Source organism: Enterobacter sp. CRENT-193 (assembly GCF_002787395.1).
Taxonomy (GTDB): domain Bacteria; phylum Pseudomonadota; class Gammaproteobacteria; order Enterobacterales; family Enterobacteriaceae; genus Enterobacter; species Enterobacter hormaechei_C.
In genome coordinates, this window is sequence record NZ_CP024812.1 from 3,118,689 (window position 1) to 3,145,393 (window position 26,705).

General features: G+C 52.1%; 29 protein-coding genes. 28 read left to right on the forward strand and 1 reads right to left on the reverse strand.

The features are described from left to right. Positions 1-1,453: 1,453 nt before the first annotated feature. From CU081_RS15585 to CU081_RS26600, 28 genes are all read left to right on the forward strand, one after another. Positions 1,454-1,903 (forward strand): hypothetical protein, encoded by a 450-nt coding sequence (locus CU081_RS15585; protein ID WP_032645635.1) that lies wholly within the window; start codon positions 1,454-1,456, stop codon positions 1,901-1,903. Between the two features lie 46 nt (positions 1,904-1,949). Then, on the forward strand, positions 1,950-2,948 hold the full coding sequence (locus CU081_RS15590; RefSeq protein WP_022651282.1) for a terminase small subunit: 999 nt from the start codon (positions 1,950-1,952) through the stop codon (positions 2,946-2,948). Further along, entirely contained in the window at positions 2,926-4,233 is a 1,308-nt protein-coding gene (locus tag CU081_RS15595; RefSeq protein WP_022651281.1) for a terminase large subunit domain-containing protein, read from the forward strand. Before CU081_RS15590 ends, CU081_RS15595 begins: the two co-directional genes overlap by 23 nt. Before the next feature lies 1 nt (position 4,234). Beyond that, positions 4,235-5,623: a DUF4055 domain-containing protein gene (locus CU081_RS15600; RefSeq protein WP_022651280.1), complete on the forward strand. Its 1,389-nt coding sequence runs from the start codon at positions 4,235-4,237 to the stop codon at positions 5,621-5,623. Between the two features lies 1 nt (position 5,624). Beyond that, positions 5,625-6,722: a phage minor head protein gene (locus tag CU081_RS15605; protein ID WP_022651279.1), complete on the forward strand. Its 1,098-nt coding sequence runs from the start codon at positions 5,625-5,627 to the stop codon at positions 6,720-6,722. Positions 6,723-6,802: 80 nt separating this feature from the next. Further along, positions 6,803-7,573 carry a hypothetical protein gene (locus CU081_RS15610; protein ID WP_022651278.1) on the forward strand — a complete coding sequence of 257 codons (771 nt, stop codon included), beginning with the start codon at positions 6,803-6,805 and terminating at the stop codon, positions 7,571-7,573. A gap of 12 nt (positions 7,574-7,585) precedes the next feature. Next, positions 7,586-8,539: a major capsid protein gene (locus CU081_RS15615; RefSeq protein WP_039268908.1), complete on the forward strand. Its 954-nt coding sequence runs from the start codon at positions 7,586-7,588 to the stop codon at positions 8,537-8,539. A gap of 2 nt (positions 8,540-8,541) precedes the next feature. Beyond that, positions 8,542-8,820: an Ig-like domain-containing protein gene (locus CU081_RS26860; protein WP_225990549.1), complete on the forward strand. Its 279-nt coding sequence runs from the start codon at positions 8,542-8,544 to the stop codon at positions 8,818-8,820. A 36-nt stretch (positions 8,821-8,856) separates the two neighbouring features. Continuing rightward, positions 8,857-9,339: a DnaT-like ssDNA-binding protein gene (locus CU081_RS15620; protein WP_022651276.1), complete on the forward strand. Its 483-nt coding sequence runs from the start codon at positions 8,857-8,859 to the stop codon at positions 9,337-9,339. A gap of 1 nt (position 9,340) precedes the next feature. Further along, on the forward strand, positions 9,341-9,691 hold the full coding sequence (locus CU081_RS15625; RefSeq protein ID WP_022651275.1) for a hypothetical protein: 351 nt from the start codon (positions 9,341-9,343) through the stop codon (positions 9,689-9,691). Position 9,692: 1 nt separating this feature from the next. After that, on the forward strand, positions 9,693-10,277 hold the full coding sequence (locus CU081_RS15630) for a hypothetical protein (RefSeq protein WP_022651274.1): 585 nt from the start codon (positions 9,693-9,695) through the stop codon (positions 10,275-10,277). Continuing rightward, positions 10,274-10,684 (forward strand): DUF4128 domain-containing protein, encoded by a 411-nt coding sequence (locus CU081_RS15635; protein ID WP_058647467.1) that lies wholly within the window; start codon positions 10,274-10,276, stop codon positions 10,682-10,684. The genes CU081_RS15630 and CU081_RS15635 overlap by 4 nt, the downstream gene beginning before the upstream one ends. A 69-nt stretch (positions 10,685-10,753) precedes the next feature. Beyond that, positions 10,754-11,425 (forward strand): phage tail protein, encoded by a 672-nt coding sequence (locus CU081_RS15640; protein WP_022651272.1) that lies wholly within the window; start codon positions 10,754-10,756, stop codon positions 11,423-11,425. 65 nt (positions 11,426-11,490) lie between these two features. Beyond that, entirely contained in the window at positions 11,491-11,802 is a 312-nt protein-coding gene (locus tag CU081_RS15645) for a phage tail assembly chaperone (protein WP_022651271.1), read from the forward strand. Positions 11,803-11,894: 92 nt separating this feature from the next. Then, positions 11,895-12,113: a DUF1799 domain-containing protein gene (locus tag CU081_RS15650; RefSeq protein WP_308446515.1), complete on the forward strand. Its 219-nt coding sequence runs from the start codon at positions 11,895-11,897 to the stop codon at positions 12,111-12,113. Further along, positions 12,110-15,022 carry a phage tail tape measure protein gene (locus CU081_RS15655; RefSeq protein ID WP_022651270.1) on the forward strand — a complete coding sequence of 971 codons (2,913 nt, stop codon included), beginning with the start codon at positions 12,110-12,112 and terminating at the stop codon, positions 15,020-15,022. Before CU081_RS15650 ends, CU081_RS15655 begins: the two co-directional genes overlap by 4 nt. Positions 15,023-15,096: 74 nt before the next feature. Next, positions 15,097-15,450, forward strand: a complete 354-nt coding sequence (locus CU081_RS15660) for a hypothetical protein (protein ID WP_020690998.1) — start codon at positions 15,097-15,099, stop codon at positions 15,448-15,450. Positions 15,451-15,506: 56 nt separating this feature from the next. Continuing rightward, a complete protein-coding gene (locus CU081_RS15665; protein WP_022651269.1) occupies positions 15,507-15,854 on the forward strand; it encodes a phage tail protein in 348 nt (115 codons plus the stop codon). Beyond that, positions 15,851-16,606: a phage minor tail protein L gene (locus CU081_RS15670; protein ID WP_022651268.1), complete on the forward strand. Its 756-nt coding sequence runs from the start codon at positions 15,851-15,853 to the stop codon at positions 16,604-16,606. Before CU081_RS15665 ends, CU081_RS15670 begins: the two co-directional genes overlap by 4 nt. A gap of 1 nt (position 16,607) precedes the next feature. Further along, positions 16,608-17,321, forward strand: a complete 714-nt coding sequence (locus CU081_RS15675) for a C40 family peptidase (RefSeq protein WP_022651267.1) — start codon at positions 16,608-16,610, stop codon at positions 17,319-17,321. A 50-nt stretch (positions 17,322-17,371) separates the two neighbouring features. Then, positions 17,372-17,965, forward strand: a complete 594-nt coding sequence (locus CU081_RS15680) for a hypothetical protein (protein ID WP_157787723.1) — start codon at positions 17,372-17,374, stop codon at positions 17,963-17,965. A gap of 111 nt (positions 17,966-18,076) precedes the next feature. After that, on the forward strand, positions 18,077-18,703 hold the full coding sequence (locus CU081_RS15685; RefSeq protein ID WP_022651265.1) for a tail assembly protein: 627 nt from the start codon (positions 18,077-18,079) through the stop codon (positions 18,701-18,703). A 52-nt stretch (positions 18,704-18,755) separates the two neighbouring features. Next, positions 18,756-22,307 (forward strand): host specificity protein J, encoded by a 3,552-nt coding sequence (locus CU081_RS15690; RefSeq protein WP_022651264.1) that lies wholly within the window; start codon positions 18,756-18,758, stop codon positions 22,305-22,307. A gap of 40 nt (positions 22,308-22,347) precedes the next feature. Beyond that, a complete protein-coding gene (locus CU081_RS15695) occupies positions 22,348-22,662 on the forward strand; it encodes a hypothetical protein (RefSeq protein ID WP_022651263.1) in 315 nt (104 codons plus the stop codon). Beyond that, positions 22,663-23,373 (forward strand): hypothetical protein, encoded by a 711-nt coding sequence (locus CU081_RS15700; protein ID WP_022651262.1) that lies wholly within the window; start codon positions 22,663-22,665, stop codon positions 23,371-23,373. Positions 23,374-23,441: 68 nt separating this feature from the next. Beyond that, on the forward strand, positions 23,442-23,675 hold the full coding sequence (gene cor, locus CU081_RS15705) for a phage exclusion lipoprotein Cor (protein ID WP_022651261.1): 234 nt from the start codon (positions 23,442-23,444) through the stop codon (positions 23,673-23,675). A 58-nt stretch (positions 23,676-23,733) separates the two neighbouring features. After that, positions 23,734-24,996, forward strand: coding sequence for a phage tail fiber protein (locus CU081_RS15710; protein WP_022651260.1), 1,263 nt, complete (start codon positions 23,734-23,736; stop codon positions 24,994-24,996). 83 nt (positions 24,997-25,079) lie between these two features. Further along, positions 25,080-25,859 (forward strand): phage tail fiber protein, encoded by a 780-nt coding sequence (locus CU081_RS26600; RefSeq protein ID WP_022651259.1) that lies wholly within the window; start codon positions 25,080-25,082, stop codon positions 25,857-25,859. Here CU081_RS26600 and CU081_RS15720 read toward each other — a convergent pair. Further along, complete coding sequence (locus CU081_RS15720) at positions 25,856-26,686, reverse strand: tail fiber domain-containing protein (protein WP_104468396.1); 831 nt, start codon at positions 26,684-26,686, stop codon at positions 25,856-25,858. The genes CU081_RS26600 and CU081_RS15720 overlap by 4 nt on opposite strands. Between the last annotated feature and the right edge of the window lie 19 nt (positions 26,687-26,705).

Sequence of the window (26,705 nt, forward strand, 5' to 3'; positions counted from 1 at the left end):
CTCATCCTTGAGCACACGGGTAGTCCTAAACGACGACTTCACCTGACATAGCAAAGTCTATGTAAGAGTCTAGAAAATAATGAATATTTAGCAAGCCGGGAAAGGAAAAAAGTCCCTTCCGAAATGAAATCCTGCAATTCGGAAGGGAGACCAAAGGGGTCATCATTACAAGGAGAATGTAAATGTAATCCATTTCTCAAAAGTAAAAAGGTGTATTAAATAAATAATGCAAAGGAACAAAAAACTGCTTTCTTCTAATGCCTGATGGGTATACGGGATGAATGATTAGCGAAGAATTTCAACAATGCTCACAACTTTATTTTGTCTGTCAGCTACATTTTAATGGCACGAGTGATTCGATATCTCTGCCATACAGATGAATCCCCCTGAGCGGAGGGGCAACCAGTCACTGCTGGACGTAGTGTTGCGGGTTTGCGGAGTGATGCAAGTCCACCGGGAGGCACCCGGCGTCTGAATGCTTGACTAAAGGAATAGGGTACACGTCGAAATGAGTGCGAAGTAATACCTACTTACTGCTAGACCCAGCCAGTTCTGTCCGAGCTGGCTTTTTTTTGAAAAAAAAGCCCTCTCAGCGAGGGCTACAGGAGTCTCAGTTTCGTTGCTCTTTTTATTGATGTTCCCCGGAGTTGGCATTCTCCGCATCAGAGTCATGTATAGCCTGGCAGCCAGGCAGATAACAACAAGCGTAAGCGTGGGATATTAAGAAATTCCTCAGATTGTTTTCACTGGTGGATGGGCTAAAGACCTTGAAACAGTAAGCGGGTTGACCGCAGCCATAAGGCCATGCAGCAGCCATGATGCTGCCCCGAGTCGCGTAATGGCGAGCAGGTATAGCAGACCGTTGTGAGGGTAAATAAGGGGACATGCTCCGGTAAAGCAGCGCGAACGCCAGACGCGCACCGGTTATAAGCGGCGATGAAGCGACAGCAACTCAAGGGCATGAGCGTGGCCACTCCGGGTAGTGGCAGCCATTACAACGCCCACCTGCTGGTGGGCTTGATAATCGTTATAAGATTAAGCGGATGAATCAATCAGCTGATTATCTTGCGCAACTGGATTTCTTCCTGCTCGTTAAGCCTGGCATACTCGCTTATTTGTTTAATAAGTGACTCTTTGTTATTAGACATCATGGACGAAACATAGCAGCCAGTTCGCCATTCGAAAAAGCTCACCAAAAATAAGGTTGATGCTGTAGAATGCTGATAATGTATTGAGAGGTGATTGCAAATTTTTTTCGTTACCATGGAGTTAGCTTTTACTTAATTCAAATTACCGGGATTTATAATGCTTTATTGATATGAGATATATGGATACTTAACGGTTGCTAAAAGAGAATTTAGCACCACTAAAAATAGTAGGAATAATCTTACGTCGTTGTTGCTGTTGGCACAATATGGATAATAACTTTGCCTAAACAAAACAATAGCAACCGATGAAAATTCACTTTATTACAATCGCCTTGCTGGCGACGATTTCTTCGCCATCCTACGCAGCGTTTCAGGAAAGAGAATACAATACTTGGTATCAAAAAGATGCTGTACTCTACGACATTACCCAGACCTCAGAGGGATTGCCTGTCATGATAAGCATCTCTCAACCGGGGAGGGAGTCAGCTAATATGCTCGTATCCTATATATCCGATGGTGGCTGTGGAGATGAGAAGGTGCGGCTTAATGCTAACGGGAAGGATGTGCCTGCAACTTATACTTGTGTATCAGTCGGAGCAGACAGGATTGAACACTTTGCAGTGAATGATGCAAGCAAGGTCAATGAGATGGTTAACCACCTCAAGTCAGATTTCACTTTGTTGCTTCAGAACGATATCAAAGTCTGGGCTGCTAACATAAAGACGCCTAAGTATGGTTTAGCACCAAAATTTTAAATCTCAAAATTTAACCGCCTAAGGGCGGTTTTTTATTGGAGTTTATATGGCAAAACCGGACTGGGGCGAGCTTCAGCAACGGTTCCTGTCCGAACATGCCGCAACCGGCGTATCACCAAAGGAATGGTGTGAAGCGCAGGGACTGAACTATGCTACCGCACGTCGATATATCAAAAAACCTTCTGCGCAATCTGTGCAAAAATCTGCGCAGAAAAAAGTGCGCACTGCGCAAAAAGAACAAAGCGCAGAAGAGCTGGTGGATGATGATGGATTAACGGCACAGCAAAGACGTTTTGTCGCAGAATACCTAAAGGATGGTAACGCCACACAAGCCGCTATCAGGGCGGGTTACAGCAAAAAATCTGCTGAACAAATCGGTTATCAACTCCTTCAGAAAACTTCAGTTGCCCAGGCTATTGCACAACAGCAGAAAGCCTCCATTGCGCGCACGCTTGGCAGTGCCGATGAAGTCCTCGCGCAGATGTGGCAACTTGCCACCTTCGATGCAAACCAACTCTCACAATACCGACGAGGCGCGTGTCGTTATTGCTGGGGCTTCGGTCATCACTACCAGTGGCGGGATGCAGTTGAGTTTGAAGAGAAAAGACTCGAGGCTGTTGAGCGTGACAGGCGTGAACCCGAAGATTCCGGCGGCTATGGCTACGACCACAACCGAGAACCAAACCCAGAATGCCCGCGCTGTAATGGGGACGGCATCGGCCAGCCTTATTTCCCAGACACTCGCAAGCTCCCGGCTATTTCCAGGCTTGCCTATTCAGGCGTGAAGGTTGGCAAGAATGGTGTCGAAATCACAGCCATCAGCCGTGAGCGAATGTTTGAAGCGGTAATGAAGCGGCTCGGCCTGGCGGATAGCGAGTTCGCTCAGCGTCTCCAGCAGATCGAAATCGACCGCCGGCTGCTGGAGGTGGAAAAACTCCGCAAAGAGCTGGCCGGTGATGGTGATGATGACGAACCGACCCCAGTTCAGATCAATATCAATGTAGTGGACGCGAGGGCGGAAGATGGGGATCAGCCCGACACTTAACATTCCTCAGGCGCGCTTCCTCGCGATGCAGCACAAATTCAAAGCCTATGTTGCCGGGTTCGGTTCCGGTAAGACGTGGGTGGGTTGTGGCGGCATCTGTAAGGGGATGTGGGAGCACCCTAAAATCAACCAGGGTTATTTCGCACCGACGTACCCGCAGATTCGTGACATCTTCTACCCGACGATTGAAGAGGTGGCCTTTGACTGGGGCTTGAACGTCAAAATCAACGAGGGGAACAAAGAGGTTCACTTCTACGAGGGGAGACGATACCGCGGGACAACCATCTGCCGTTCGATGGAAAAACCCGGCTCGATAGTCGGCTTCAAAATCGGTAACGCGATGGTGGATGAGCTGGATGTCATGGCGGCTGCTAAAGCGCAGCAGGCCTGGCGAAAAATCATCGCCCGTATGCGTTACAAGATCGACGGGTTGCGTAACGGTATCGATGTAACGACTACGCCGGAGGGCTTCAAATTCGTCTACCAGCAGTTTGTGAAGGCGGTGCGTGAAAAGCCTGAGCTTTCTGCTCTGTACGGGCTGATACAGGCCAGCACGTTCGACAACGCGAAGAACCTGCCGCCTGACTACATTCCATCGCTTCTGAGCTCATACCCTGACGAACTGATTCAGGCCTATCTGCGCGGCAAATTCACCAACCTCAACAGCGGGACCATTTACCACACGTTCAACCGTAAGCTCAATAACTGTTCTGATGAGGTTCAGGATGGGGATCCGCTGTTTATCGGCATGGACTTCAACGTTGGGAAAATGGCCGCGATTGTTCACGTAAAGCGTAACGGCCTGCCGCGCGCTGTTCGTGAGTTAGTGAAGGTCTACGACACACCTGCGATGATTAAGCGTATCCAGGAAGAGTTCTGGCGATATGAAGATGGCCGTTATGTGAAGAACCGGGAGATTTACATTTATCCGGATGCCTCTGGCGACTCCCGCAAATCGCAGAATGCCAGCAAGACCGATATTGCTCAGCTCAACGATGCCGGATTCAGCGTCATTGTTGATGATGCCAACCCGCCGGTTAAGGACCGTATCAATTCGATGAACGCCATGTTCTGTAACGCCAACGGCGAACGCCGCTATCTGGTCAACGTCCAGAACTGCCCGGTTTATACCGAGAGCCTCGAGCAGCAAATCTGGGCGGCAAATGGCGAACCGGATAAATCAGCGGATAACGATCACCCCAATGATGCTGGTGGGTACTTCATCGTGAAGGATTACCCTATTGTGAAACCGGCATACTCAATCACCATGGACACCACTTTCTGATATGGCAAACGACGACATCACCTGGGTTCGACCAGAACACCGGGCGGCTTCTGCTGCCTGGCGGAAATACAGGGACTTTTGCAAAGGGGCCGAGGCCGTAAAAGCGGCAGGTAATAAGTATCTGCCGTATCTCGACCCAACCGATAAATCATTACGCAATAAAAAGCGTAATGAGGACTATCTGAGCCGCACTGTGTTCTATGCCATTGCCGGCAATACGAAGATCGGCATGCTTGGGATGGCATATCGCAAGGATCCCACGTTTAACGGTCCTGAGAAGCTGAAATACCTGCTGGACAATGCTGACGGGGCCGGTACCAGCATCTATCAGCAGTCGCAACTGGTGACCGAGAACGTGCTGGAGGTTGCGCGAGAGGGCATTTACGTCGATTACGCTGAAGCCTCCGATGAGGCGATCATCCTCCGCTATCCGGCAGAGAACATCATCAACTGGAGAACAAAGCGTATTAACGGACGCGATCAGTTGGTGCTGGTGGTTCTGCGCGAATGCGTAGAAGAGCCGGATGGTTACGCTTACAAGGATGAAGTCCAGTACCGCGAACTGGCGCTGGAAGAAGGGAGGTTCATCTGCCGGGTATGGCGCCGGGCCGGTAGCACAGCAAGCGGAACCTACAGCGTCGACAGCGAATATCATCCGAAGCCGAAAGGAAAGGACTACTGGGACGAAATCCCGTTCACCTTTGTCGGCGCTCAGAACAACGATCCCACGATCGATGACTCTCCGCTGGCCGCGCTGGTGGAAATAAACCACGGTCATTACCGTAACAGTGCTGACTATGAAGACAGCGTGTGGTTCTGTGGCCAGGTGCAGCCTTATATGACCGGGCTCGATACCAACTGGCGCGACCACCTCGAGAAGAAGGGCGTGAAAATTGGTTCCCGATCACCGCTTTTGCTTCCCAAAGAAGGCTCGTTTGGTTACGCCCAGGCGCAGCCTAACATGCTGGCTAAAGAGGCCATGGACAGCAAGCGCGACTACATGGTGCAGCTGGGCGCGCGGCTGATTGAGCAGAACGCCACGGCGAAGACGGCAACCCAGGCGAGTGGTGAGCAAACATCTTCCACATCCGTGCTCGGTATCTGCGTTTCAAACGTTTCTGAGGCCTATACGCTGGCGCTTGGCTGGTGTGCGAAATACCTCGGCATTAAGGGCGAAACGACGAGTTACACCATCAACCAAGAATTCATAGCGAAGGTTGCCGAGTCGGGCATGGTGACGGCAATCGTCAACGCCTGGCAGTCCGGTGCGCTGCGCGACAGCGATATGGTTCGCGCACTGCAGAAGCTTGACCTTATCGACCCGGCCGACAGCCCGGACGAAGTGATTGATGCACTTCGCAACCAAGCCCCCACATTGACCGGTGGCTGATATGGCAACAGTAAACGAAAGCTTGCGCGATGAATCAATCGCACATTCCGTCTGGTTAAGCCGCTACGCTACCGGCGTGGCAAACCGGATGGTGAAGTTGCTTAACGAGACGGATGCTGACCTGTCGGCACGTCTACTGGATGCGCTGGACAGGCTCCCGGCTGATAGCTTCACGGTTACACGTCTCGAAAGCTTACTCGGCAGCGTACGCGAACTTAATCATCAGGCCGTTGCTTCAATGCAAACTGGCCTCGAAAGAGAGTTAATGTCTCTCGCACAGAACGAAGTAAGTTACCAGCTCAGTCTGTTTGATTCTCTTCTTCCTTCTCAGGTGCTTGAACACTATCCATTACAGACCATTACCGCCGATATGGTCTATGCCGCGGCGATGGCGCAACCCTTTCAGGGGAGGCTACTAAGTGAGTGGGCGGAGAATCTGGAATCGGACAGGCTGGCGCGTATCGTGAACGCCATACGTCGGGGTTATCTTGCCGGCGACAGGGTAGAAACTATCGCGCGCAATGTTCGTGGTCACGCCAACAAAGACTATCGCGACGGCGCGCTGCAGATGAGCAGGGCAAACGCTGCCAGCATCGCTAAAACAGCCGTGAATCATCTGGCTGCCACAGCACGCAACAGCTTCACCAGTGCCAACAGCGATATCGTGAAAGGCAAACAGTGGCTGTCTACGCTGGACAATAAAACAAGCCATGACTGCATTATTCGTGACCTGCTGCGCTACACCCTGGATAACAAACCGGTCGGGCATAAGGTGCCTTACCTGCAGGGACCCGGGAAAATTCATTTCTGCTGCCGTTCAACTGAAACCCTAATCCTTAAATCCTGGCGCGAACTCGGCATTGATATCGATGAAATGGATGATGGTACACGCGCCAGCATGGATGGGCAGGTACCTGCTAATACCACGTATCTTGAATGGCTCGCGCGTCAGCCAGCTCAACGGCAGGATCAGGTTCTGGGTGCCGAGCGTGGCCGTCTGTTCCGCGCGGGTGAAATCGACCTAGCTGATATGTTCACTGACAAAGGCGAATGGATCAGCCTGGAACGTCTGAAACAGCTCTCAGGTACTGACTACTAACAACCATTACTTTCTTCATGCCCTGGCATCCGCCGGGGCTTTTTTATGGGCGAGGCCCGGCAAAATCCCAAGGGGAAATTATGTTAATTCGAAACATGCTCTTGAAATTTTACGCACCAGAAAGCGGCGGAGAGGGCAGCGGTGGCGGTGGTATCGAAATCACGCCAGAAATCCAGAAGCTGATTGATGAGCGTGTGACCAGCGAAGTCACAGGCCTGAAATCAAAAAACTCTGAGCTGCTGGGCACCATCAAGCAGCAAAAAGAAACCCTGTCACGCTTCGATGGTATCGATCCTGATGCTGTACGTGGGATCCTCCAGCGTTTTTCCGACGACGAAGAGGCAAAGCTGATTGCCGCCGGGAAAATTGATGAGGTGCTCGATAAGCGCACCGAGCGTCTGCGTGCTGACGTTGATAAGCAGATTAAAGCCGCAAATGAACGCGCCGACAAAGCTGAAGCGTTCTCCAACAAATTCCGGGATCGGGTCCTCGGGGATGCAATCCGTGCAGCAGCCTCTAAAGCGGGCGCGCTGCCTGAAGCTTCTGACGATCTGATTCTGCGTGCCAAAGGCACATTCCAGCTCAACGACGAAGGCGAGGCCGTAGCGGTTGATGCAAATGGCGATGTTCTGTTTGGCAAAGACGGCAAAACCCCACTAAGCCCGCTTGAGTGGGCGGAGTCACTCAAGGAGACGGCTCCGCATCTGTTCCCTCGCGCAGAAGGCACGGGCGCGGGCGGACACAAGCCAAACGGTGGTGGAAGCCTGAAACGTTCCGAAATGAGCGCCAGCGACAAAGCGGACTATATCCGCAAACACGGCCAGCAGGCCTTCCTCAAACTTCCGAAATAAGGGATTTAAACCATGGCAACGACTGTTAATACCGACCTGGTTATTTATGACGATCTGGCGCAGACCGCGTTTCTTGAGCGTCGTCAGGACAATCTGGAAGTGTTCAACGCTTCCTCCAACGGTGCGATTTTGCTGGATAACGAACTGATTGAAGGCGACTTCCGTAAACGCGCCTTCTACAAAGTTGGTGGTTCCATTGAATCGCGCAATGTGAACTCTGTCGATAAAGTCACAGGTAAAAAAATCGGTGCCGGTGAAGCGGTATCCGTTAAAGCACCGTGGAAATACGGTCCGTATGAAACCACGGAAGAGGCCTTTAAACGCCGTGGCCGCTCCGTTGATGAGTTCTCCGAAGTGATCGGCGTTGATGTCGCAGATGCCACGCTGGAAGGCTATGTGAAATATGGCCTGAAAGCGCTGACTGCGGCGATTGGTGCTAACGCCGACATGGTCGTAACCGCCGACATTGAGACCGACGGTAAAAAGACCCTGACGCGTGGCCTGCGCAAATATGGCGACAAGTTTAACCGAGTGGTTCTGTTCGTGATGCACTCCGCGACCTACTTCGACATTGTGGATGAGGCGATTGCCAACAAAATTTACGAAGAAGCTGGCGTGGTGGTTTACGGCGGGCAGCCGGGTACGTTGGGTAAACCTGTGCTGGTGACCGACACCATGGATGCTGATGCGATCCTTGGGCTGGTAGCCGGCGCAGTGACCGTTACCGAGTCTCAGGCGCCGGGCTTCCGTTCCTACGATATCAACGATCAGGAAAACCTTGCGGTTGGCTATCGCGCTGAAGGCGTGGTGAACGTTGATCTGCTGGGCTACAGCTGGGATACCGCCAAAGGTGATAACCCTGACCTGACCGCCATCGGCACTGCGGGCAACTGGAAGAAGCACTTCACCAGCAACAAATCAACGGCAGGCGTGCTGATCAAACTGGAATCCGCAGCGGGGGAGTAACGCTGTCAGCGGATAAAACCTCCGCAACCGCTGACAGCACAGATGCGGTAACTGTTTCTCTGAAGTACACGCTGAACGGCTCCGGTGTATCCGGTAAAACCGTCGTGTGGACGTCTACAGGCGGCACGCTTAGCACGGCCAGTTCTCAAACCGGCTCTGCTGGTGGTGCAACGGTGAAACTCACATCAGACGTTGCTGGTACCTTCACGGTAACCGGCACTATTGAAGGAGTGGCGAAAACCACTGATGAGATCACCTTCACTGCGCCTGCCGGAGAATAACGAATGGGGCGAAAGCCCCATAAACAGGATGATTAGATGATCAATACCGATATCACCTCTCCTGATGCCAACAGCTACGCCAGTGAAGAGGAACTTGCCTCGTTTGCGGAATTACGTGGCATTGAACTGCCTGACAAGATTACACCTTTGCTGATTAAGGCAATGGATTACCTGGAGGGGCTGGACTGGGTTGGCTCAAAAGCAGACCCTCGACAGCCGCTGGCCTGGCCACGGGCGAATATCATTCTGGATGGTCATGATTTCTCACCCGACCAGGTGCCGCGGCAGGTTACCTCCGCACAATGCATGCTGGCTATCGAGGCGATTGAGGGCGATCTGCTTTCAAGCGTTCGTGAGGCCGCGGTTAAAACCGAACGTGTCGAAGGCGCCGTAACCATGACCTATGCGGTTGCCGATGGTGAAGTCTTCACCCCTTCCTATCCTGCCGTTATGGCGCTGCTGGGCGACCTCGCTGGTGGTCGTGGTTACGCCATCAATGCATTTGCAGAGAGGGCCTGATATGGCGATTGATTACCAACGTATGCAGGCCAGAACGACGCGCATGCTCAGGCAGAACGGCATGGAGTACAACGTCACCCGTAAAGGTTCGGTAACGGTTATTGGTGGCGTTGAGCATAAAACTGAAGCGGTCCGTTTTACTGCTGTGGGCGTGAAGACTGAATACGCGCCAGGCGAAATTGATGGAACGGTCATCGTTAACGGCGATGTGCAGATCGTTTTTACGGCAGAGCAGGAAATTAAAATCGGCGATGTGGTTGATATTGACGGCACAGCCTACCGTGTTGTCAAACCGAACCCGGCAAAACCCGCCGCACTGATACTCTGCTACAAAGCGCAACTGAGGGCTTAACATGGGCGAGAACGCGGCTTTCCTGGCTGAAATCACGGCTTTCGTTAATAAGGCGAAAACGAATCAGGAGGCAGTGGTACGCGCCGTCGGAATCAAAATCCTTAACCAGCTGGTGGTGATGTCCCCAGTGGGCAACCCGGAGTTGTGGGAAGTTAACCAGACAGCCGTTTCCTATAATCGCGCGGTTTACGACCATAACGAAGCGCAGCGGGCAAATCCCGACAACCTGACCAAAACCGGGCGACTGAAGAAAAAAGCCCGGGTGGTGGATGGGATGGATATCAAAGCACCGCCGGGGTATACGGGCGGACGCTTTCGCGGTAACTGGCAGGTGTCCTTTGATGTGCCAACGACTGACGAGACAGGGCGAATAGACAAGACCGGCGACCTGACAAAAGCTGCCGGGAACTACACGCTGTCGCTCTTCAAAGTCGGGATGAAGGCCATTTATTTCTGCAACAACGTGCCCTATGCCTACCCGCTTGAAATGGGGCATTCCACACAGGCTCCGGGCGGTATGGTCCGCATTACTGCAGCTGAGTTTCAACGCTTCTTTGAGGAAGCTGTCAGGGAGGTGACTAAGTGATTCCTGATATTGCATCTGCACTGGCTGCCAGACTGGGTGCCTGGGCCGATGCTGAGGGCATTTTGGTTGCATGGGAGAACGTGCCGTTCACACCTCCTGCTAGCGAGATGTACCTGGCCGTTCACGATATGCCCGTTACGCCGCGATCAATCGATCTCGGCTTGCGCTGCTGGACTTATTCTGGCGTGTACCAGATTAATGTCGTGGCGCCAGCCGGCTCCGGCCGTACCTCCGTCGTTGCCCTGGCGGGCAGAGTAGCGGAATTGTTCCCCGAGGGACTGGAAATTGCAGGCAAAGACTTAACCTGCTGGATTAGCAGCGCGCCTGGCATATTCCGCGGCGTCCCTACACCTGTGTCCTACACCGTTCCTGTCAGCCTGAATTATCGGGCAGACATTACCAGCTGATTCCCTCTCTGACATCCCACACCTGACCGGCTTAACGCCGATTATCTTGTTTCTGAAGGAGAAACCATTATGGGCTTTGCATTGCCTAACGGCGCTCATGTTTATCTGGCGTCGGGCTACGGCCCGGCCATTACTTTCACCGGCGCGACGAATGCTGAGCACACGGTGATCACCGTCAGCGCCGCGGACGATATTGCGGTCGGCGATATCGTTCACGTGAACTGCAACTGGTCGGGTATTGATAACGTTATCGCGAAAATCGACGCGATTGCGGAGAATGCTGTCACTCTTCGCAACATCAACACTACCAACAAAAACAAATACGCGGCGGGCGGCGGTTCCGGCTCTATTCGCAAAATTGAAGAATGGACCGAACTGCCACAAATCACAGAGGTATCGAAATCCGGTGGTGATCAGAACACCACGCAGATTCAGTTCCTCAGCGATGATCGCCAGCGCAACCTGAACACCTATAAATCCGCAGTCTCGCAGACCTACTCGATCGCGCATGACTCCACGCTCCCGGTATATCCATTGCTGCGCCAGCTGGACGAAGACGAAGAGACCGTGGCGGCTTACATGTACGTGCCGAAGGCGAAGGAGAACCGTTACTGGGCGGCCACGGCATCTTTTGACGACACGCCGACTACTGCGGTTAACGAGGTAGAGACAGTGAGTGTGGTGCTGAACCTGCAGTCACCGGCGATGACGTTCTACAAGGTGACTGACGCTGCCGCCTGACCCGTCAGAGCTTTCACCATTCCATGCCTCCCATCACGGAGGCTTTTTTTCGTTAAGAGGTATCGATGGCGACCAAATTCACTCTTCAGCCTAAACCAACATTTAAGGCCAATGTCTCGATCCCCCGAGCCGGCGATGAGGATGGCGTGCTGACGTTCACATTCAATCACAAGCCACTCAAAGAACTGGCGGATCTGGAGAAAATGGAAGGCAAAACCGCCACTGATTTTCTGATGGAAATCATTGCTGGCTGGGCACTTCCCGATGCATTCAACGCGGAAAACCTGTCGGTGCTGCTGGAAAACTATCCGGCTGCAATGAAGGCTATCCCTGAAACCTACTATCGCGAACTGATGGGGCAGCGCGAAAAAAACTGATAGCGGTTGCCTCTGCATTCTATACGCCTGAACCCACAGCGGCAGACCTGGCACCCTATGGGCTTACGCCGGATGACTACGACGATCAATACATCGACGTCTGGCCAGATGTATGGCCTTCATTCCTGGTGTTTCAGGCTGTCAGCACGCAGTGGCGCACGGGCATGGGAGGCGCATCAGGGCTTGATTACAACGTGCTGCCCTGGGTGATGCGCCTGCACCACGTCGACGACGAGGCAACCGCGCTTTCGGACATCCGAATCATGGAGAGCGCCGCACTAAAAGTTATGCATAAAGAGAGGGCGGAATGAGTAACGACATCGCCACGATTTCCCTGCGCGTAAATACCACTGAGCTGGAGCGTGGTAACCAGGCACTGGATCGCTTTCAGGAGACCGCGACCGCCGCTGCAGGTAAAGCGGATGACCTGAACAGTACGTTCCGCACCGGCATCGATAACCAGAAGAAGAACAGCGAAAGCCTGAAGCAGCAGCGTCAGGAACTGCAGAACCTGCTGAATAAAATTAGTCCGGTAAACAAGGCGCTGGATGAGCTGGACACTATCCAAGAGAGCCTGGCTAAGTTTCGTGGTAAAGGGCTGGTGGGAGACGAGGATTTTACTCGTTACAACAGCGTGCTTGAGACGACGCGGGCAAAACTGGCACAGGTAATGGAGTCTGAGACCGCAGAGGGGCGGGCTCGCATTGAGCAGGTTCAGGCAGCGCAGCGGGCAGCTGCAGCGGGCAAAACCTTTATCGATTCGCTGGAGGAGCAGGTCACAGCAATCGGAAAAACGCGCGCAGAACTGTTAGAGCTAAAAGCTGCTCAACTCGGCGTATCCGATCGTGCTGCACCAATGATCGCAAAGCTGAAAGAGCAGGAAGAAGCATGGAAGTCTGGGGCTATCAGCGCGGGCCAATATCGCAATGCTATGCGTTATCTCCCGATGCAAATGACCGACATTGTGACTTCACTGGCTTCCGGTATGCCGGTTTATATGGTTGCTATTCAGCAGGGCGGTCAGCTCCGTGACTCGTTTGGCGGTGTAGGCAATGCGCTGAAAGCGATGTTGTCGATGGTGACTCCTGCCCGAGTGGCCATTGGTGGCCTGGCTGGCGCTGTACTGATTGCGGCCAAAGCGGGATCGGACTACTTCACCGCCTACGACGAAATCAACAAGGCCATTATCAGGACTGGCAATATTGCCGGCACGTCAGCGCTCCAGATAATGGCTTCCTCTCAGTCTATTGCTGCCTCTACTGGGGCTACGGTGGGTACTGTCCAGAGTCTGATGACAGAGCTGGTTGGTATCGGCTCAATGACCCAGCAACAGCTTGAGAAAGCTACCAAAGCGACAGCGCTGGCAGTTGAAACTGGTATTGTTTCGGCTCAGGACATTACCAAGGCTTATAAGGATATTGATAAGGATCCGGTTAAGGCTCTTCAGAACCTTAATGAGCAATTCAACTTTCTCACCGTTTCACAGCTTAAGCACATTGACGAGTTAGTTAAGCAGAAAGACCAGACCGCTGCCGTTACGCAGGCTATGGACCTGTTTGGCGATACGATGGCAAAACGTGGGGAGCAGGCTTACGACTCGCTGACACCGTTTGGTCGCCTGTGGCTGGATATCAAGGGATGGGCGTCTGAGGCTATGCAGAGCATCGGTCAGTGGGTAGCTGAGCTGGCATCAAACACGCTAAAGGAATTTAACGCGATTTATTACAGCGTCGCGATAGTTTTTCAGAAGCTGAACCAGATTATTTCTTCTTCTATCGCGGCTGCGATTAATCTCGTTCCTGACTGGGCGAAAACTGATACTTTGCAGGGATGGCAGGACTACAACGAAAAAATGGCCGGTGCTTATGGCGACAGCATCTCTCAGCTGAAAAAAGACTGGGATGCCGCTGATATCAGTGCAGGTAAATACCTCTATACGACCAGAAAGATAAGTACCGCAACCACCCAGAAGGATCGGGAAGGAGTCGCTGCTTTTGGCAAAAAAACGAAAACAGGAAAACAGGGTACTGTATCGGCTGGCGACCGCAGTACTGACGCTGCTCAGGCCGAATTGCTGGCGCTTCAGGCGAAGTTGCGTGCTCTTCAGCAGCATAAAGGGCTGAACGACACTATCAGCCAGCAGCGCAAAGATCTGTGGACGACTGAAGCAAAATTTCAGGTGCTGGAGGAGGCCTCGCGTTCACGTTCCCTGACAAAGCAGGAACGATCCCTGCTGGCGAGTAAAGACCAGGTGCTTCAGTTGGCACGGCAGAAAGCCCTGTTAGGTGATCAGATTACCGAACAGGAACAGCTGAACAAGCAAATGGATACCTCGCAGAAATACGTCACGCAGATGGCAGAGAAGCAGGCTGCTTTGGTCGGTGGAGCTGGAATGAGCGATCGGTTAGCTCAGCGTGAACTCGCGAAAAGTCAGCTTGCCGCAGGTTGGGTGAACGCCGGCGGTTCTCTGGAGGACGTTGGTTATCAGAAGCAGCTCAAAGCGGCGAATAATTACTATGCCGCAGAGGACAGGTTGCGTGGCGACTGGTTGACTGGGGCGAAAAAGGGCTGGGCTGAATTTGAGGACTCCGCAACCAATGTTTACTCACAAGTGCAGACACTTACCAGCAATGCATTCACCGGTATGGCCAGCACTCTTACAGACTTTTTTACCACTGGAAAAGCTAACTTCTCAGATTTCCTGACGACCTTTTTGAAAGGAACAGCCCGGATGCTGACACAGTTGGCGCTGGTTAACGGAATGAAGTCTGCGTTTGGGGGGACATCATTTGGTTCATTTTTCGGATTTTCTAGTGGCGGCGCAGTTCCGGAATTCGATACTGGCGGCTACACAGGGGATGGAGGAAAGTATCAGCCAAAAGGCGTGGTGCATGGTGGCGAATTCGTCTTCACCAAAGAGGCAACAAGTGCGCTGGGGGTTGGAAACCTCTATTCACTTATGCGAAGCGCACAGGGTTATGCAAATGGCGGTTATGTTGGCCACGCTCCGATGTATGGGCTTCAGTCATCATCGGCCGGTGGGGTAAGTATTCAAACGTCCGTAGTTGTTCAAAACCAAAATTCACAGCAGCAGACTTCTGCAAATAACGATGCTGTTTCTCGCGCTTACAAGCAGACTATTGATCAATCTGTTCGGGCAGGTATTGCGAAACAACTTCAGCCTGGTGGGCTCATCTGGAATGCAACAAAATCAAGATAAGAGACATGGTGTTTGTTTTATCACATTATTCATCATGTTAAGATGTTTCCGATTGCAATCAAAGGAAACTTAAAATGAAGAAGGTAGTGGCTTTAGCTCTTGGGGCTTTAATGTTGTCTGGCTGTACTGTTCGTGTTGCTGATATGACCGTTGGTAGTACTAAAAATTACAACCTGAACGCAGCTAAGTTTGAAAAAGGTCAACGTGTGACTGGTGAAGACAAAGCTCCAATTGTTATTTTCCCGCTGGGCATTCCAAGCGTTAAAACTGCAATGGATCGGGCTATTGAAAAAGACAAGTGTTCCGTAGGCCTAAGCGATGTTGTTATTTATCAATTAAACCACGCATTTCTGTTCGGCACATATGGTTACCGTGTTGAAGGCACGCAGATTATCGACAAGTCTCAGCTTGGTTGTGAAACCCGCTAATTTCCTTCTCATATTGTAACAAGCCACCTTCGGGTGGCTTTTTTTATGGAGCAAACATGGCACTGGAAACGTTCACCTGGCGAACGCAGATACAGGCGGGAATGGAAGGAACGTTTAGCCATAAAACCCGCTCTGCAACCTTTGGCGATGGCTATGAGCAGATTGCAGGGGAAGGCATCAACCCTGAAAAGCAGTCATGGCCTGTAACCCTAACGGGCAAAAAAACGGACATGCTCCAGGCCCTTAAATTCTTTCGTTCTCACGTTATAAAGTCATTCATCTGGACATCGCCAGTTGGCGAAACTGGGCTCTACCGGATTGAAGCCGAATCAATCAAGTCACAGCCCTTATCCAGCAACGTTCTGACCATTTCCGCAACATTCAAACAGGCGTACGTACCATGATCACAGCAGACTATCAAAGCCTTGAGCCCGGTAATAAAGTCCGGCTTATCGAAGTTGATGGCTCTACGTTCGGCGTGGATGATGTACTGCGATTTCACGCGTACAACCTCCCGCACACGGAAGAAGAAATCGCCGCTGCTGGTGGTGATGAATCAAAGCTGAAGGCGAAAAGCATCTGGTGGCAGGGAGAAGAATATGCCGCCTGGCCGTATCAAATTGAAGGGCTTGAAGCCTCCACAGACGGCAACAGCGCCCAGCCAACGCTCACGGTTGCAGATATCGATAGCAAGATTACAGCGCTGTGCCTTGCTTATGACGATATGCTACAGGCCAAAGTTACTATCCATGACACTTATTCACATTATCTAGATGCGAAGAACTTCCTCGCTGGTAACGCAACAGCTGATCCGCAACAGGTCAGAAAACGAGTTTTTTACATCGATGGCAAAAGCAGCGAAATTCCGGGCGAAAGTATCGAATTCGTACTCGATAGCCCGATGTCGTTGCAGGGTAAGATGATCCCCACGCGCCAGCTTCATTCCCTGTGCACCTGGTGCATGCGCAATAAGTACCGCACCGGCGACGGCTGCGACTATGCCGGTACCCGCTATTTCGATAAAAACAACAACCCGGTGAGCGATCCGTCGCTGGATGAATGCCCCGGCACGCTTACGGCCTGTAAGCTCCGGCATGGAGACGGCAACGAACTGCCGTTCGGTGGATTCCCGGGCACGTCGTTGATTAGGAGTTGATATGCGTCAGAAAACCATTGATGCGATTATGGCGCACGCTGCCGCTGAATATCCTCGTGAGTGCTGTGGTGTGGTGGCGCAAAAAAGTCGTGTTGAACGTTATTTCCCGTGCCGGAATCTTGCCGTGGTGCCGGAGGAAAATTTTGTCCTCTGCCCGGAAGATTACGCAGCTGCTGAGGACTGGGGTACGGTGATCGCCATCGTTCACAGCCACCCTGACGCCACTACGCAGCCGAGCGAACTGGATAAAGCGCAATGCGACTCAACGCTTTTACCCTGGCATATCGTGAGCTGGCCAGAGGGGGATTTACGCACCATTCAGCCGCGCGGAGAGCTGCCGCTGCTGGAGCGTCCTTTTGTGCTTGGTCACTTCGACTGCTGGGGGCTGGTAATGAGCTATTTCCGGCAAACGCATGGTATCGAACTCCACGATTACCGGGTTGATTATCCCTGGTGGGAAAACGAATATCCGGACAACTTCTATCAGGATTGCTGGTACGAGTGCGGATTCCGTGAATTCGACGGGCCGCCGAAACCTGGCGATATGGTAATCATGCAGGTTCAGGCTGATAAGTGGAATCATGCGGGAATTCTGCTGGAGGGCAATATGCTGCTGCACCATCTGTATGGTCATCTGAGCCAGCGCGTGCCTTATGGTGGCTACTGGCAAGAAAGGACGATGAAAATTGTTCGCCATTTGTCTATGAATGTTTAATAATTACATAATAATTATATTACTTGGGTTTTTTCATGTGTTTAGGATAAGTGCGTTTTTTTTTCAATGTCGTAAAAGTGATGGTTTTGATATCGTTAATTACCGGTGTGTATGTTTTTTGTAAGAACGTTTTCGGTGAGGCTCACAATTTATGGGCTGGTTTAGGGGGGTTGGTTACCTCTTTTTCAGTAGCTTATTTTCTTTTTAGATTTTGGGTCTGGGGAGACTTATGTTTTGATAATGGTTCGATCCTTGCAGCAATTGGAACAGCTTTGGGGTTGATAGGTGTTTTTGCAGGGGCTAAATTTGCTGAGCCGGAAGTGATGAAGTTGCGTATGGACTTGCAGGAAGCATATCTTGATGCATCCTTAAATTGCATTGGTGATAAAAATATTATTAATAAAGCACTAATGTCATGTGCAACTGCTTACCCAAAAGAGTTTTTATCTTTAAGTAATGAACTGGCAAAGGCGAGGTATCTTACTCCTACGTTATCTTTGGTTGATAGCGTATACCATTCTTCAGATGACGTGAAAACTGATGGTTGTATGGTCTATTATTCAACGGTGTCAAAGCAATGCCAAGATAGCTTCGTTATTTTCAATATCAAGCATCCTGAATTCGCTCGCGGACACAAAAAATAAATGCCATGTTGAATTAATTGGAATTATTTTGCCGTTAAAAGTGAATGGATCATCCTTTCTTATTACATCATAACGTTTGTCTTGTTCTGCCAATACTTTTATGGAAACACTATGTCGATTTTAGCAGCTGAACCTAAGCGTATCATTCGCCTTTATGGGATTCTCGGTGCTACATTTGGCCGTGAGTTCAACCTTTCTGTAGCCTCACCCAAAGAAGCTATCCGAGCATTGTGTGTGATCGTTCCGGGTTTTGAGCGTTTCCTGAATACCAGTAAGCAACGAGGTTTAACTTATGCGGTATTCAGCGGGAAACGAAACCTCTTAAACGATGAGCTTAATATGGACAGGAGCACAGAGGAAATCCGCATCGCGCCGGTGATCATCGGCAGTAAGCGAGCCGGGGTGTTTCAGACAATCCTCGGGGTTGCCCTTGTCGCTGTTGCTGCGTTCGTCACGGGAGGGGCTGCGATCGGGATTGGTGGTACCGCTTTCGCTGGTGGATGGGGCGCTGTGGCGGGGATTGGGGCATCAATGGCGATCGGCGGCGTAGTCCAGATGCTTTCTCCACAGACAACCGGGCTCGCCAGTAAGCAATCTGCGGATAACCAAGCCAGCTACGCCTTTGGTGGAGTAACAAACACGACAGCCCAGGGAAATCCGGTACCACTTCTTTATGGCCGCCGGCGAATCGGTGGCGCGATTATTTCTGCCGGGATTTATGTCGAAGATCAGCAATAAATAAATACCTTCTTTCAGGCCACCTTCGGGTGGCTTTTTTTATGGGCGCAATATGGCAACTGCAATCGCTATAAAAGGCCGCAAGGGCGGCAGCTCAAGTTCCCGGATCCCTACCGAACAGCCTGATGATCTGCAATCTGTAGCAAAGGCAAAAATCCTCATTGCACTAGGAGAGGGGGAATTTGCAGGGCAGCTGACGGCGAAAGATATCTACCTGGACGGAACGGCTCTGGAGAATGCTGACGGCTCTCAAAACTTCAGCGGTGTTACGTGGGAATTTCGCGCGGGAACTCAGGCGCAAAAATATATTCAGGGCATACCCGGTACCGAAAACGAAATCAACGTGGGAACTGAGGTAACGAGCGCTACAGCGTGGACGCGCACGTTTACCAACACGCAACTTTCAGCTGTTCGCCTGCGCCTGAAATGGCCTTCGCTTTTCAAGCAGGAGGACGACGGCGATCTGGTCGGTTACTCGGTTAATTATGCGATTGACCTGCAGACGGACGGCGGCACATGGCAGACGGTACTCAATACCAGCGTGACCGGCAAAACGACGTCAGGTTACGAGCGCAGCCACCGTATTGATTTACCTCAGGCTGGCAGCACCTGGACAATCCGACTCCGTAAGATTACGTCTGATGCCAACAGCGCGAAAATCGGCAACACGATGATGCTGCAGAGCTTCACCGAGGTAATTGACGCCAAATTTCGCTATCCAAACACAGCGCTGCTTTATATCGAATTCGATTCCAGCCAGTTTAACGGCTCTATCCCGCAGATCTCCTGCGAGCCCCGCGGCCGCGTTATCCGCGTACCGGATACTTACGACCCCGAAACCCGCACTTATAGCGGTACGTGGGCTGGGACATTTAAATGGGCCTGGACCGATAACCCTGCATGGATTTTCTTCGACCTGGTGGTTAGCGACCGTTTCGGACTTGGGGATCGTCTTACAACGGCCAACATAGATAAATGGACGCTCTACCAGGTTGCGCAGTATTGCGATCAAATGGTTCCGGATGGCAAAGGCGGAAGTGGTACCGAACCACGTTATACCTGCAACGTCTACATTCAGGAACGCAACGACGCTTATACGGTCCTGCGTGATTTTGCTGCAATCTTCCGTGGGATGACCTACTGGGGCGACGACCAGATTGTGGCGCTGGCGGACATGCCGAGAGATGTAGATTTTACATACACGCATGCGAACGTTATTGATGGGCGCTTTACCTATTCCAGCAGCACCACAAAGAACCGTTACACCAATGCGCTGGTGTCCTGGTCTGATCCTGATAACGCTTATTCTGATGCGATGGAGCCTGTTTTTGAGCAGGCGCTGGTTGCGCGTTATGGGTTTAATCAACTTGAGATAACGGCTATCGGTTGTACCCGTCAGTCGGAAGCGAATCGGAAAGGGCGATGGGGGATCCTCACCAACAACAAAGATCGCGTTGTTACTTTCAATGTAGGGGAGGATGGCAACATTCCGCAGCCTGGCTATGTAATCGCTGTAGCGGACCGAAATCTCTCCGGGCGCGACCTGGGCGGCCGTATCTCTGCGGTGAATGGTCGCGTGCTGACGCTGGACAGGGCGCCGGATGCTTCGGCAGACGACAGGATGATTGTCAATCTTCCATCGGGTGTTTCACAGTCACGCACCATTCAGTCGATTACGGGCAATAAAGTGACCGTTACGACCGCTTATAGCGAAACGCCTGTGTCTGAGGCCGTATGGGTCATTGAGTCTGATGAGCTCTACGCACAGCAGTATCGCGTTATTACGGTAACTGATAATAACGACGGCACGTTCACAATCGTCGGTGCAAATCACGATCCGGATAAATTCGATCGCATTGATACCGGAGCCATCATTGACCAGCGGCCGGTGAGCGTGATCCCGCCGGGCAACCAGTCGCCGCCTGCGAATATCGTCATCAGCTCGTTTTCTGTGGTGCAGCAAAATATCAGCGTCGAAACGATGCGCGTGAGCTGGGACCAGGCGCAGAACGCTATCGCCTATGAAGCTCAATGGCGCCGCAACGACGGGAACTGGGTTAACGTGCCGCGCAGTTCCACCACATCATTCGACGTCCCGGGGATTTATGCCGGGCGCTACCTGGTGCGCGTGCGCGCAATCAATGCCGCAGAAATCTCGTCCGGATGGGGCTATTCAGAAGAGAAAACGCTGACGGGGAAAGTGGGCAATCCACCGAAGCCGGTCGGCTTCATCGCTTCTGAAAACGTGGTATTCGGTATCGAGCTGAATTGGGGATTCCCGGCGAATACCGACGACACGCTGAAGACGGAAATTCAGTACAGCCTGACCGGTACCGAGGACGATGCGATGCTGCTGGCCGATGTGCCTTACCCGCAGCGCAAATATCAGCAGATGGGCCTTAAGGCTGGGCAGATTTTCTGGTACCGCGCGCAGCTGGTGGACCGCAGCGGCAACGAATCAGGTTACACAGAATGGGTGCGCGGTCAGGCCAGTATCGATGTGTCCGACATCACAGATGTGATTCTGGAGGAAATTAAAGACTCCGATACGTTCAAAGACCTGATCGAGAATGCAGTGGACAGCAATGAAAAAATTGCTGGCATGGCTAACGATATCAAACAGGCCAACGACGAACTGGAGCAGCAGGCGAAGGATATCGCCAAAAATGCCCAGGACGTCGGGAAGGTCCAGACCAGCGTTAATGAGCTTTCCAGCACGGTCGGGAATGTTTCGTCTTCACTCAGTCAGCTTGAGCAGACCGTTGCGACGGCTGATACCGCACTGGGCCAGCGAATCGACAACATCAGCGTGTCTATGGACGGCATGACGAGCGGGGTGAAGAACTCGGCCATTGCCATTATCCAGAACGGGCTGGCGCAGGTGGCCGCGCGCAAAACACTGTCGGCATCGGTCGCCGGTAACAGCGCGCAGCTGGATCGCATTGATGAGGTGATCGTCAACGAGAAGGAGGCAACGGCGCGTTCGCTGCTGAGTTTGCAGACTGACGTGAACGGCAACAAGGCATCCATCAACAGCCTGAACCAGACGTTCTCCGATTACCAGCAGGCCACGGCCACGCAGATAAACGGCATCACGGCGACCATCAACGGACATACCTCAGCCATTACCACTAACGCTCAGGCCATCGCGAACGTTAACGGGGATCTGAAGGCGATGTACAGCATCAAGGTCGGGTTATCCAGCAACGGTCAGTATTACGCGGCTGGGATGGGGATCGGCGTTGAGAATACGCCTTCTGGTATGCAGTCGCAGGTTATCTTCCTGGCTGACCGCTTCGCCGTAACGCACCAGGCCGGAGCTACGGTGACCCTTCCGTTCGTTATCCAGAATGGGCAGGTGTTCATCAGAGACGCGCTGATAGGTGATGGCACCATCAGCAACGCCAAGATCGGCAACTACATCCAGTCCAATAACTATGTCGCTGGCTCAGTCGGGTGGAGGCTGGATAAGGGCGGTACGTTTGAGAACTACGGTTCGACAGCTGGTGAGGGGGCAATGAAACAGACAAACCAGACAATCAGCGTGCGGGACTCCAGGAATGTTTTGAGGGTGCAGATCGGGAGAATCACGGGAACATGGTAACGGGAGGCCTCTTACGGGCCTCTTTTTTCAGGAGGACTGGATGGCGGAATATGGTGTCCAGACATGGGACGCCTCAGGCAAGGTAAACAACTATGGCGTTAAGCCTGTCAGCGTTTGTGGCTATCTTCAGCTGGCCCAGAACCAGAAAACAGGCTCTTACTCCGTAGCGCTTCCACCGGGTTGCAGGCTTACCTATTTTCAGAGCATGAACGGTGATCAGTTTGGTACGAGTCGGAGGAAGATCACCATTTCAGGGGGAACCGCAACAGTGTCAGCAGCAGGCGATACCGACTACTCAGCAGGGACTGAGCCTGCGGCAGCGGCTTATCTCATTTTCCAGATCGAGAGGGCATAAATGGCGGAGTATGGCGTTTTACTGACGACAACGGGCGGGGAAGTATGGGTGACCGCGAACAGCTCGCCAATCGCTCTACAGGCGCGAAAGACAGCGGCACTTCAGGGAACATCGGGGTTCAATACCAAAGTGACGCACACATTCCCCGCAGGTCAGCCTGTTGTCGCCTTCGTTCATTGCACGGTTGAGGTCGAAATAACTCAGACGATAAGCGGGAACACCATCACGATTGATTTTCTCAGACCGAATGCAACCGGCACAGCGTACGTTTATTTTTTCTCTATTTTCCCGCAGACAAAGCCAGACTACGGGCTGGCTGTATGGGATGCATCAGGGACGCTGATTTTAACAAACGAAACGCGCACGCTGAGCGATGTTGTCACCCTCGGTACCGCCGGGGTGGATGCCAGCTCAGGATACAACATCAATACAACTCTGGAGGGGAAGTGGGCCTGCATGCCTGCCATGCTGGGACTAATTACCGGGGTTGTATCGGCTGGCGGTCAGCCGCAGCCCTACTCGGCCATATACAAGAGCATGGCAAAACTTGAGGGAAGCAATACGCGGATATTTGCCAGGCCGCAGACAACCCCCGGCGGCAACCTTCAAAACGTCGCGTATTCAAATCTGAGGAACGTGATTATGGCCATCAACTGCGCCAACTACGATTCATCGTTTTCAGCGATCAATAAGATAAAACCGATCTATTAAATCAATTATATCCCATTGATTCATATTGTTATTGTGTAACCTCGTGAATGCCCTGGGATATAACCACTATGAAAAATATGATTCTTTGCCTGGCGGTGGCGGTATTGCTCTCCGGTTGCGCTGGCGTTATTGACAAGCAGCAACCTGTATGCAACGGAACAGCCCTGGTCGGCGGGCAGGAAAGCAGCGTCCAGATCTACGGAGTCCGTAAACAAAACAATCAGACACAGTACCGCGCCGGTTATCTCTTTAACTGGACCTGGGTGAGCGCCAACACGTTCACCAGCACCACCTGCCACTAACCCATTCAGTTTTGAACAAACCCCGCTCCGGCGGGGTTTTTTATTGCCTGGAGAAAATATGCTTTATAACACTGGCACCATCGCCATTAACGGAAACACTGCAACCGGCACCGGCACGAACTGGACGGCACCCGCCAGCCAGATTCGGGTTGGCCAGACGTTATTTGTTCTTTCTAACCCGGTACAGATGTTTCAGATCACGGCCATCAACAGTGCGACGTCACTGACGGTTACGCCTGCCGCGTCTCCGGCGTTGAGAGGCCAGAAGTACGGCATTCTTGTTACTGATAGTCTCTCGGTCGACGGCCTGGCGCAGAGCATGTCTCAGCTCATCAACGAGTATGACGAGAACATTGGCGCGTGGGAGACGTTCGCCACTACCTCAGCAAACCAGAACATCACCGTCACCATCAACGGCGCTCGTGTAACCATTCCGGCGATCGGTAAACTGGTCCAGAAAGGAAGCAATGGGGCGGTAGGAGTTTCTGACGGCGGTACCGGAGCAACGAATGCCGCTGACGCTCGCACAAACCTCGGTTTGGGAAGTAGCGCGACAAGGAACGCCTACAGCTCATCTGGCGATATGCTATCTGTTGGTGATTTTGGTATAGGTTCAATAAACCCAGTCACGATCAGCGATTTTACTAATGTGCAGCAGGGGTGCTGGTACAGGACACCTGCGTCGGGGACTAGTCTTCCTGCTAATGGGGCCAATTACGCCTGCTTACCCTACTTTTATGATGCGTCCAATAAAGTTGTAACCGGGTTTAGGCTGGGTGGTTCAATAAGATTTTTCGCTCGGGGACTGGTCGGCGGTACGTGGCAAGCCCCGATAGAGATGTACACTACCGCAAACACTACAAAAGCATCCGACGGTTCGCTTAAAGCCGCATCTCCTGTAATTAAGCTTTTATCGGATGGTACCTACCAGACCAATGACGAATCAGAAGGCTGCACTGTAAACCGTCTGGCCACAGGCGAATATCTGATTGAAGGATGTCAGGGGCTGAATTCAGACGCAGCATGGGGCGGCATCGATGGCGGTTTTGACATCCCTACCGATCGAAACAGGCAGCCGCTTATCTGGCTTGATTATGAAGTTTACGCCGATGGCTCTGTGCTGGTGAAAACCTATCACCGTACTCACCCTGATGCGCCAGCGTTCGCCAGGAACGAGCTGGAAGGCGTGGGTGATGGTGATCCTATCGACATTCCCGGTGACCAGTTTGTATCCGTTCGTGTAGAAATGCCTGCCGATTCTTTATACAACCAAAAAATCAGAGCAGCAGAGCTGGCCATGACTGCCGATGCGGGTGAATAAAGGTCGGTTTGGGAAATAGCGCTACACGAGACGTTGATAGTCAGTTTGCCCCGGTGTCATCGTACATAAACGGAGCCGCTGTTATGGCCCAGGTTCATCGCGATTACCGGACACTCGCTTCGTACGATCTGATTACTCAATACCCGCTGGGAATGTCTTTCGGCATTCAGCTGGGAGCGAATGCATGGGGAGGTGGAAGTGGTGCAGATGTCTATACCGGCATGTTAACGCTGCGGGGATGGCATGATGCAACAGGGGGCGGCTACACGTCATGGCAGTTAGCCTCTACGTCGCAGGGCCTCAAGTATCGTCAGGGAAACGGGACTGTTTCCGGGCTAACTAACGTTGGCTTTTCTACTACGCATACCCTTTATTCGACACAGAACACCTCGAAATCCAGCGACGGTACACTTAAGGCTGCATCCCCAGTTGCCCGTATTGTGAAAAGCCTGGAGGAATGTCAGCGCACTGATATCGACGAAGCAGGGTTTGTCTGGTGCGGCTGTGGTACGGCGAACGCTGAGGCGGAGGGAATAACCCTTTCCCGCCTCGATGTTGGGGTTTACGTGCTCACCGGTTCGGCAGGCCTGGCGTCAGAGGGATGGCAGTTACTGCCGCCAATGGACCCTGGCGGCATGGGAGAACTGGGTGTGGCTGAAGCTGAACAAACCGCTGACGGCGAGCTGACTATCCGCCTGTTTAAGCGAAAATACATGCTGAGCGATGAAGGGGAGATTATCAAAACGAAAGGGGAACCGATGGACGTGCCGGTGAACAGCTGGATCGATGTTCGGCTCGATATGCCCGCTGATTCAGTTTTCAGGCGTGGACAGTACAGTCTGCAAAGTGACGGAGAAAGTTAGGCAACTGTCGGACCGCGGAGGTCGGCCAGTTCTTTTTCAATGATTTTTAACCGTTCGGCCAGCTCTTTGATGGCCTCAACATACAGGGCGCTCATAGCACTGTAGTCCACGGTTTTAAGGTCGTTAATTTCCTCTCCTGCTGGTGTAGTGCCAGTCCCTCCAGAACTCACAGCAACGGGCAAAACCTTTTCCAGATCCTGGGCGATGATGCCTGCGCTGCGTACCGACTCCGATTCTGTGAGCTGAATGCCGAACGTATAACCCGTCAGGGAACAAATCTTCTCCAGTGCTTTACTGACGGGCACTTTATCGAATTTCACGCGCTCGTCTGAGGTCTGATTCATCGTGACGCAGGTAAACTTACCATCAGCCCCAAATGCAAAAGAGTATCCATTGGAGCCGCCGTTATCATTATTGTCAGGGCGGATCTGAATAATCCCTGTTTGGCTGGAATAGATTACTCCTCTGGACGCCCCACCTGTACCATAAAACCACACATGAGCATTTTGATTGTCAGCTGGGGCCAAAACAGCGATTTTAGTTTTGCATTCCATATCAGAAGTAGTCGAAATTTTTGCAGATGCGCTGATGCTATTCTGACAGGTAATAGGATTACGAAACTCAAAGCTATCACCGATGAAAACGTATTTCCCAGCGTAAAATGTGAAGTCTCCTTTCCCCATAGCACCATTAGAATTACCGCCGCACAGTATGCGCGCGTCATAGTCGTTAGTACCAAGGAAATGGAAATCCACAAAGCTTGCAGAAGAAGGTTTTTTGGCACCAATTTCGAGGCTTCCGAAGTTGGGGGTGGCGCTGTCTCCCAAACCGACGTTTTATAGATTG

Coding starts and splice junctions, on each gene's coding strand:
- CU081_RS15585 (WP_032645635.1), top strand. CDS start 1,454: ATGAAAATTCACTTTATTACAATCGCCTTGCTGGCGACGATTTCTTCG.
- CU081_RS15590 (WP_022651282.1), top strand. CDS start 1,950: ATGGCAAAACCGGACTGGGGCGAGCTTCAGCAACGGTTCCTGTCCGAA.
- CU081_RS15595 (WP_022651281.1), top strand. CDS start 2,926: ATGGGGATCAGCCCGACACTTAACATTCCTCAGGCGCGCTTCCTCGCG.
- CU081_RS15600 (WP_022651280.1), top strand. CDS start 4,235: ATGGCAAACGACGACATCACCTGGGTTCGACCAGAACACCGGGCGGCT.
- CU081_RS15605 (WP_022651279.1), top strand. CDS start 5,625: ATGGCAACAGTAAACGAAAGCTTGCGCGATGAATCAATCGCACATTCC.
- CU081_RS15610 (WP_022651278.1), top strand. CDS start 6,803: ATGTTAATTCGAAACATGCTCTTGAAATTTTACGCACCAGAAAGCGGC.
- CU081_RS15615 (WP_039268908.1), top strand. CDS start 7,586: ATGGCAACGACTGTTAATACCGACCTGGTTATTTATGACGATCTGGCG.
- CU081_RS15620 (WP_022651276.1), top strand. CDS start 8,857: ATGATCAATACCGATATCACCTCTCCTGATGCCAACAGCTACGCCAGT.
- CU081_RS15625 (WP_022651275.1), top strand. CDS start 9,341: ATGGCGATTGATTACCAACGTATGCAGGCCAGAACGACGCGCATGCTC.
- CU081_RS15630 (WP_022651274.1), top strand. CDS start 9,693: ATGGGCGAGAACGCGGCTTTCCTGGCTGAAATCACGGCTTTCGTTAAT.
- CU081_RS15640 (WP_022651272.1), top strand. CDS start 10,754: ATGGGCTTTGCATTGCCTAACGGCGCTCATGTTTATCTGGCGTCGGGC.
- CU081_RS15645 (WP_022651271.1), top strand. CDS start 11,491: ATGGCGACCAAATTCACTCTTCAGCCTAAACCAACATTTAAGGCCAAT.
- CU081_RS15655 (WP_022651270.1), top strand. CDS start 12,110: ATGAGTAACGACATCGCCACGATTTCCCTGCGCGTAAATACCACTGAG.
- CU081_RS15660 (WP_020690998.1), top strand. CDS start 15,097: ATGAAGAAGGTAGTGGCTTTAGCTCTTGGGGCTTTAATGTTGTCTGGC.
- CU081_RS15665 (WP_022651269.1), top strand. CDS start 15,507: ATGGCACTGGAAACGTTCACCTGGCGAACGCAGATACAGGCGGGAATG.
- CU081_RS15670 (WP_022651268.1), top strand. CDS start 15,851: ATGATCACAGCAGACTATCAAAGCCTTGAGCCCGGTAATAAAGTCCGG.
- CU081_RS15675 (WP_022651267.1), top strand. CDS start 16,608: ATGCGTCAGAAAACCATTGATGCGATTATGGCGCACGCTGCCGCTGAA.
- CU081_RS15685 (WP_022651265.1), top strand. CDS start 18,077: ATGTCGATTTTAGCAGCTGAACCTAAGCGTATCATTCGCCTTTATGGG.
- CU081_RS15690 (WP_022651264.1), top strand. CDS start 18,756: ATGGCAACTGCAATCGCTATAAAAGGCCGCAAGGGCGGCAGCTCAAGT.
- CU081_RS15695 (WP_022651263.1), top strand. CDS start 22,348: ATGGCGGAATATGGTGTCCAGACATGGGACGCCTCAGGCAAGGTAAAC.
- CU081_RS15700 (WP_022651262.1), top strand. CDS start 22,663: ATGGCGGAGTATGGCGTTTTACTGACGACAACGGGCGGGGAAGTATGG.
- cor (WP_022651261.1), top strand. CDS start 23,442: ATGAAAAATATGATTCTTTGCCTGGCGGTGGCGGTATTGCTCTCCGGT.
- CU081_RS15710 (WP_022651260.1), top strand. CDS start 23,734: ATGCTTTATAACACTGGCACCATCGCCATTAACGGAAACACTGCAACC.
- CU081_RS26600 (WP_022651259.1), top strand. CDS start 25,080: ATGGCCCAGGTTCATCGCGATTACCGGACACTCGCTTCGTACGATCTG.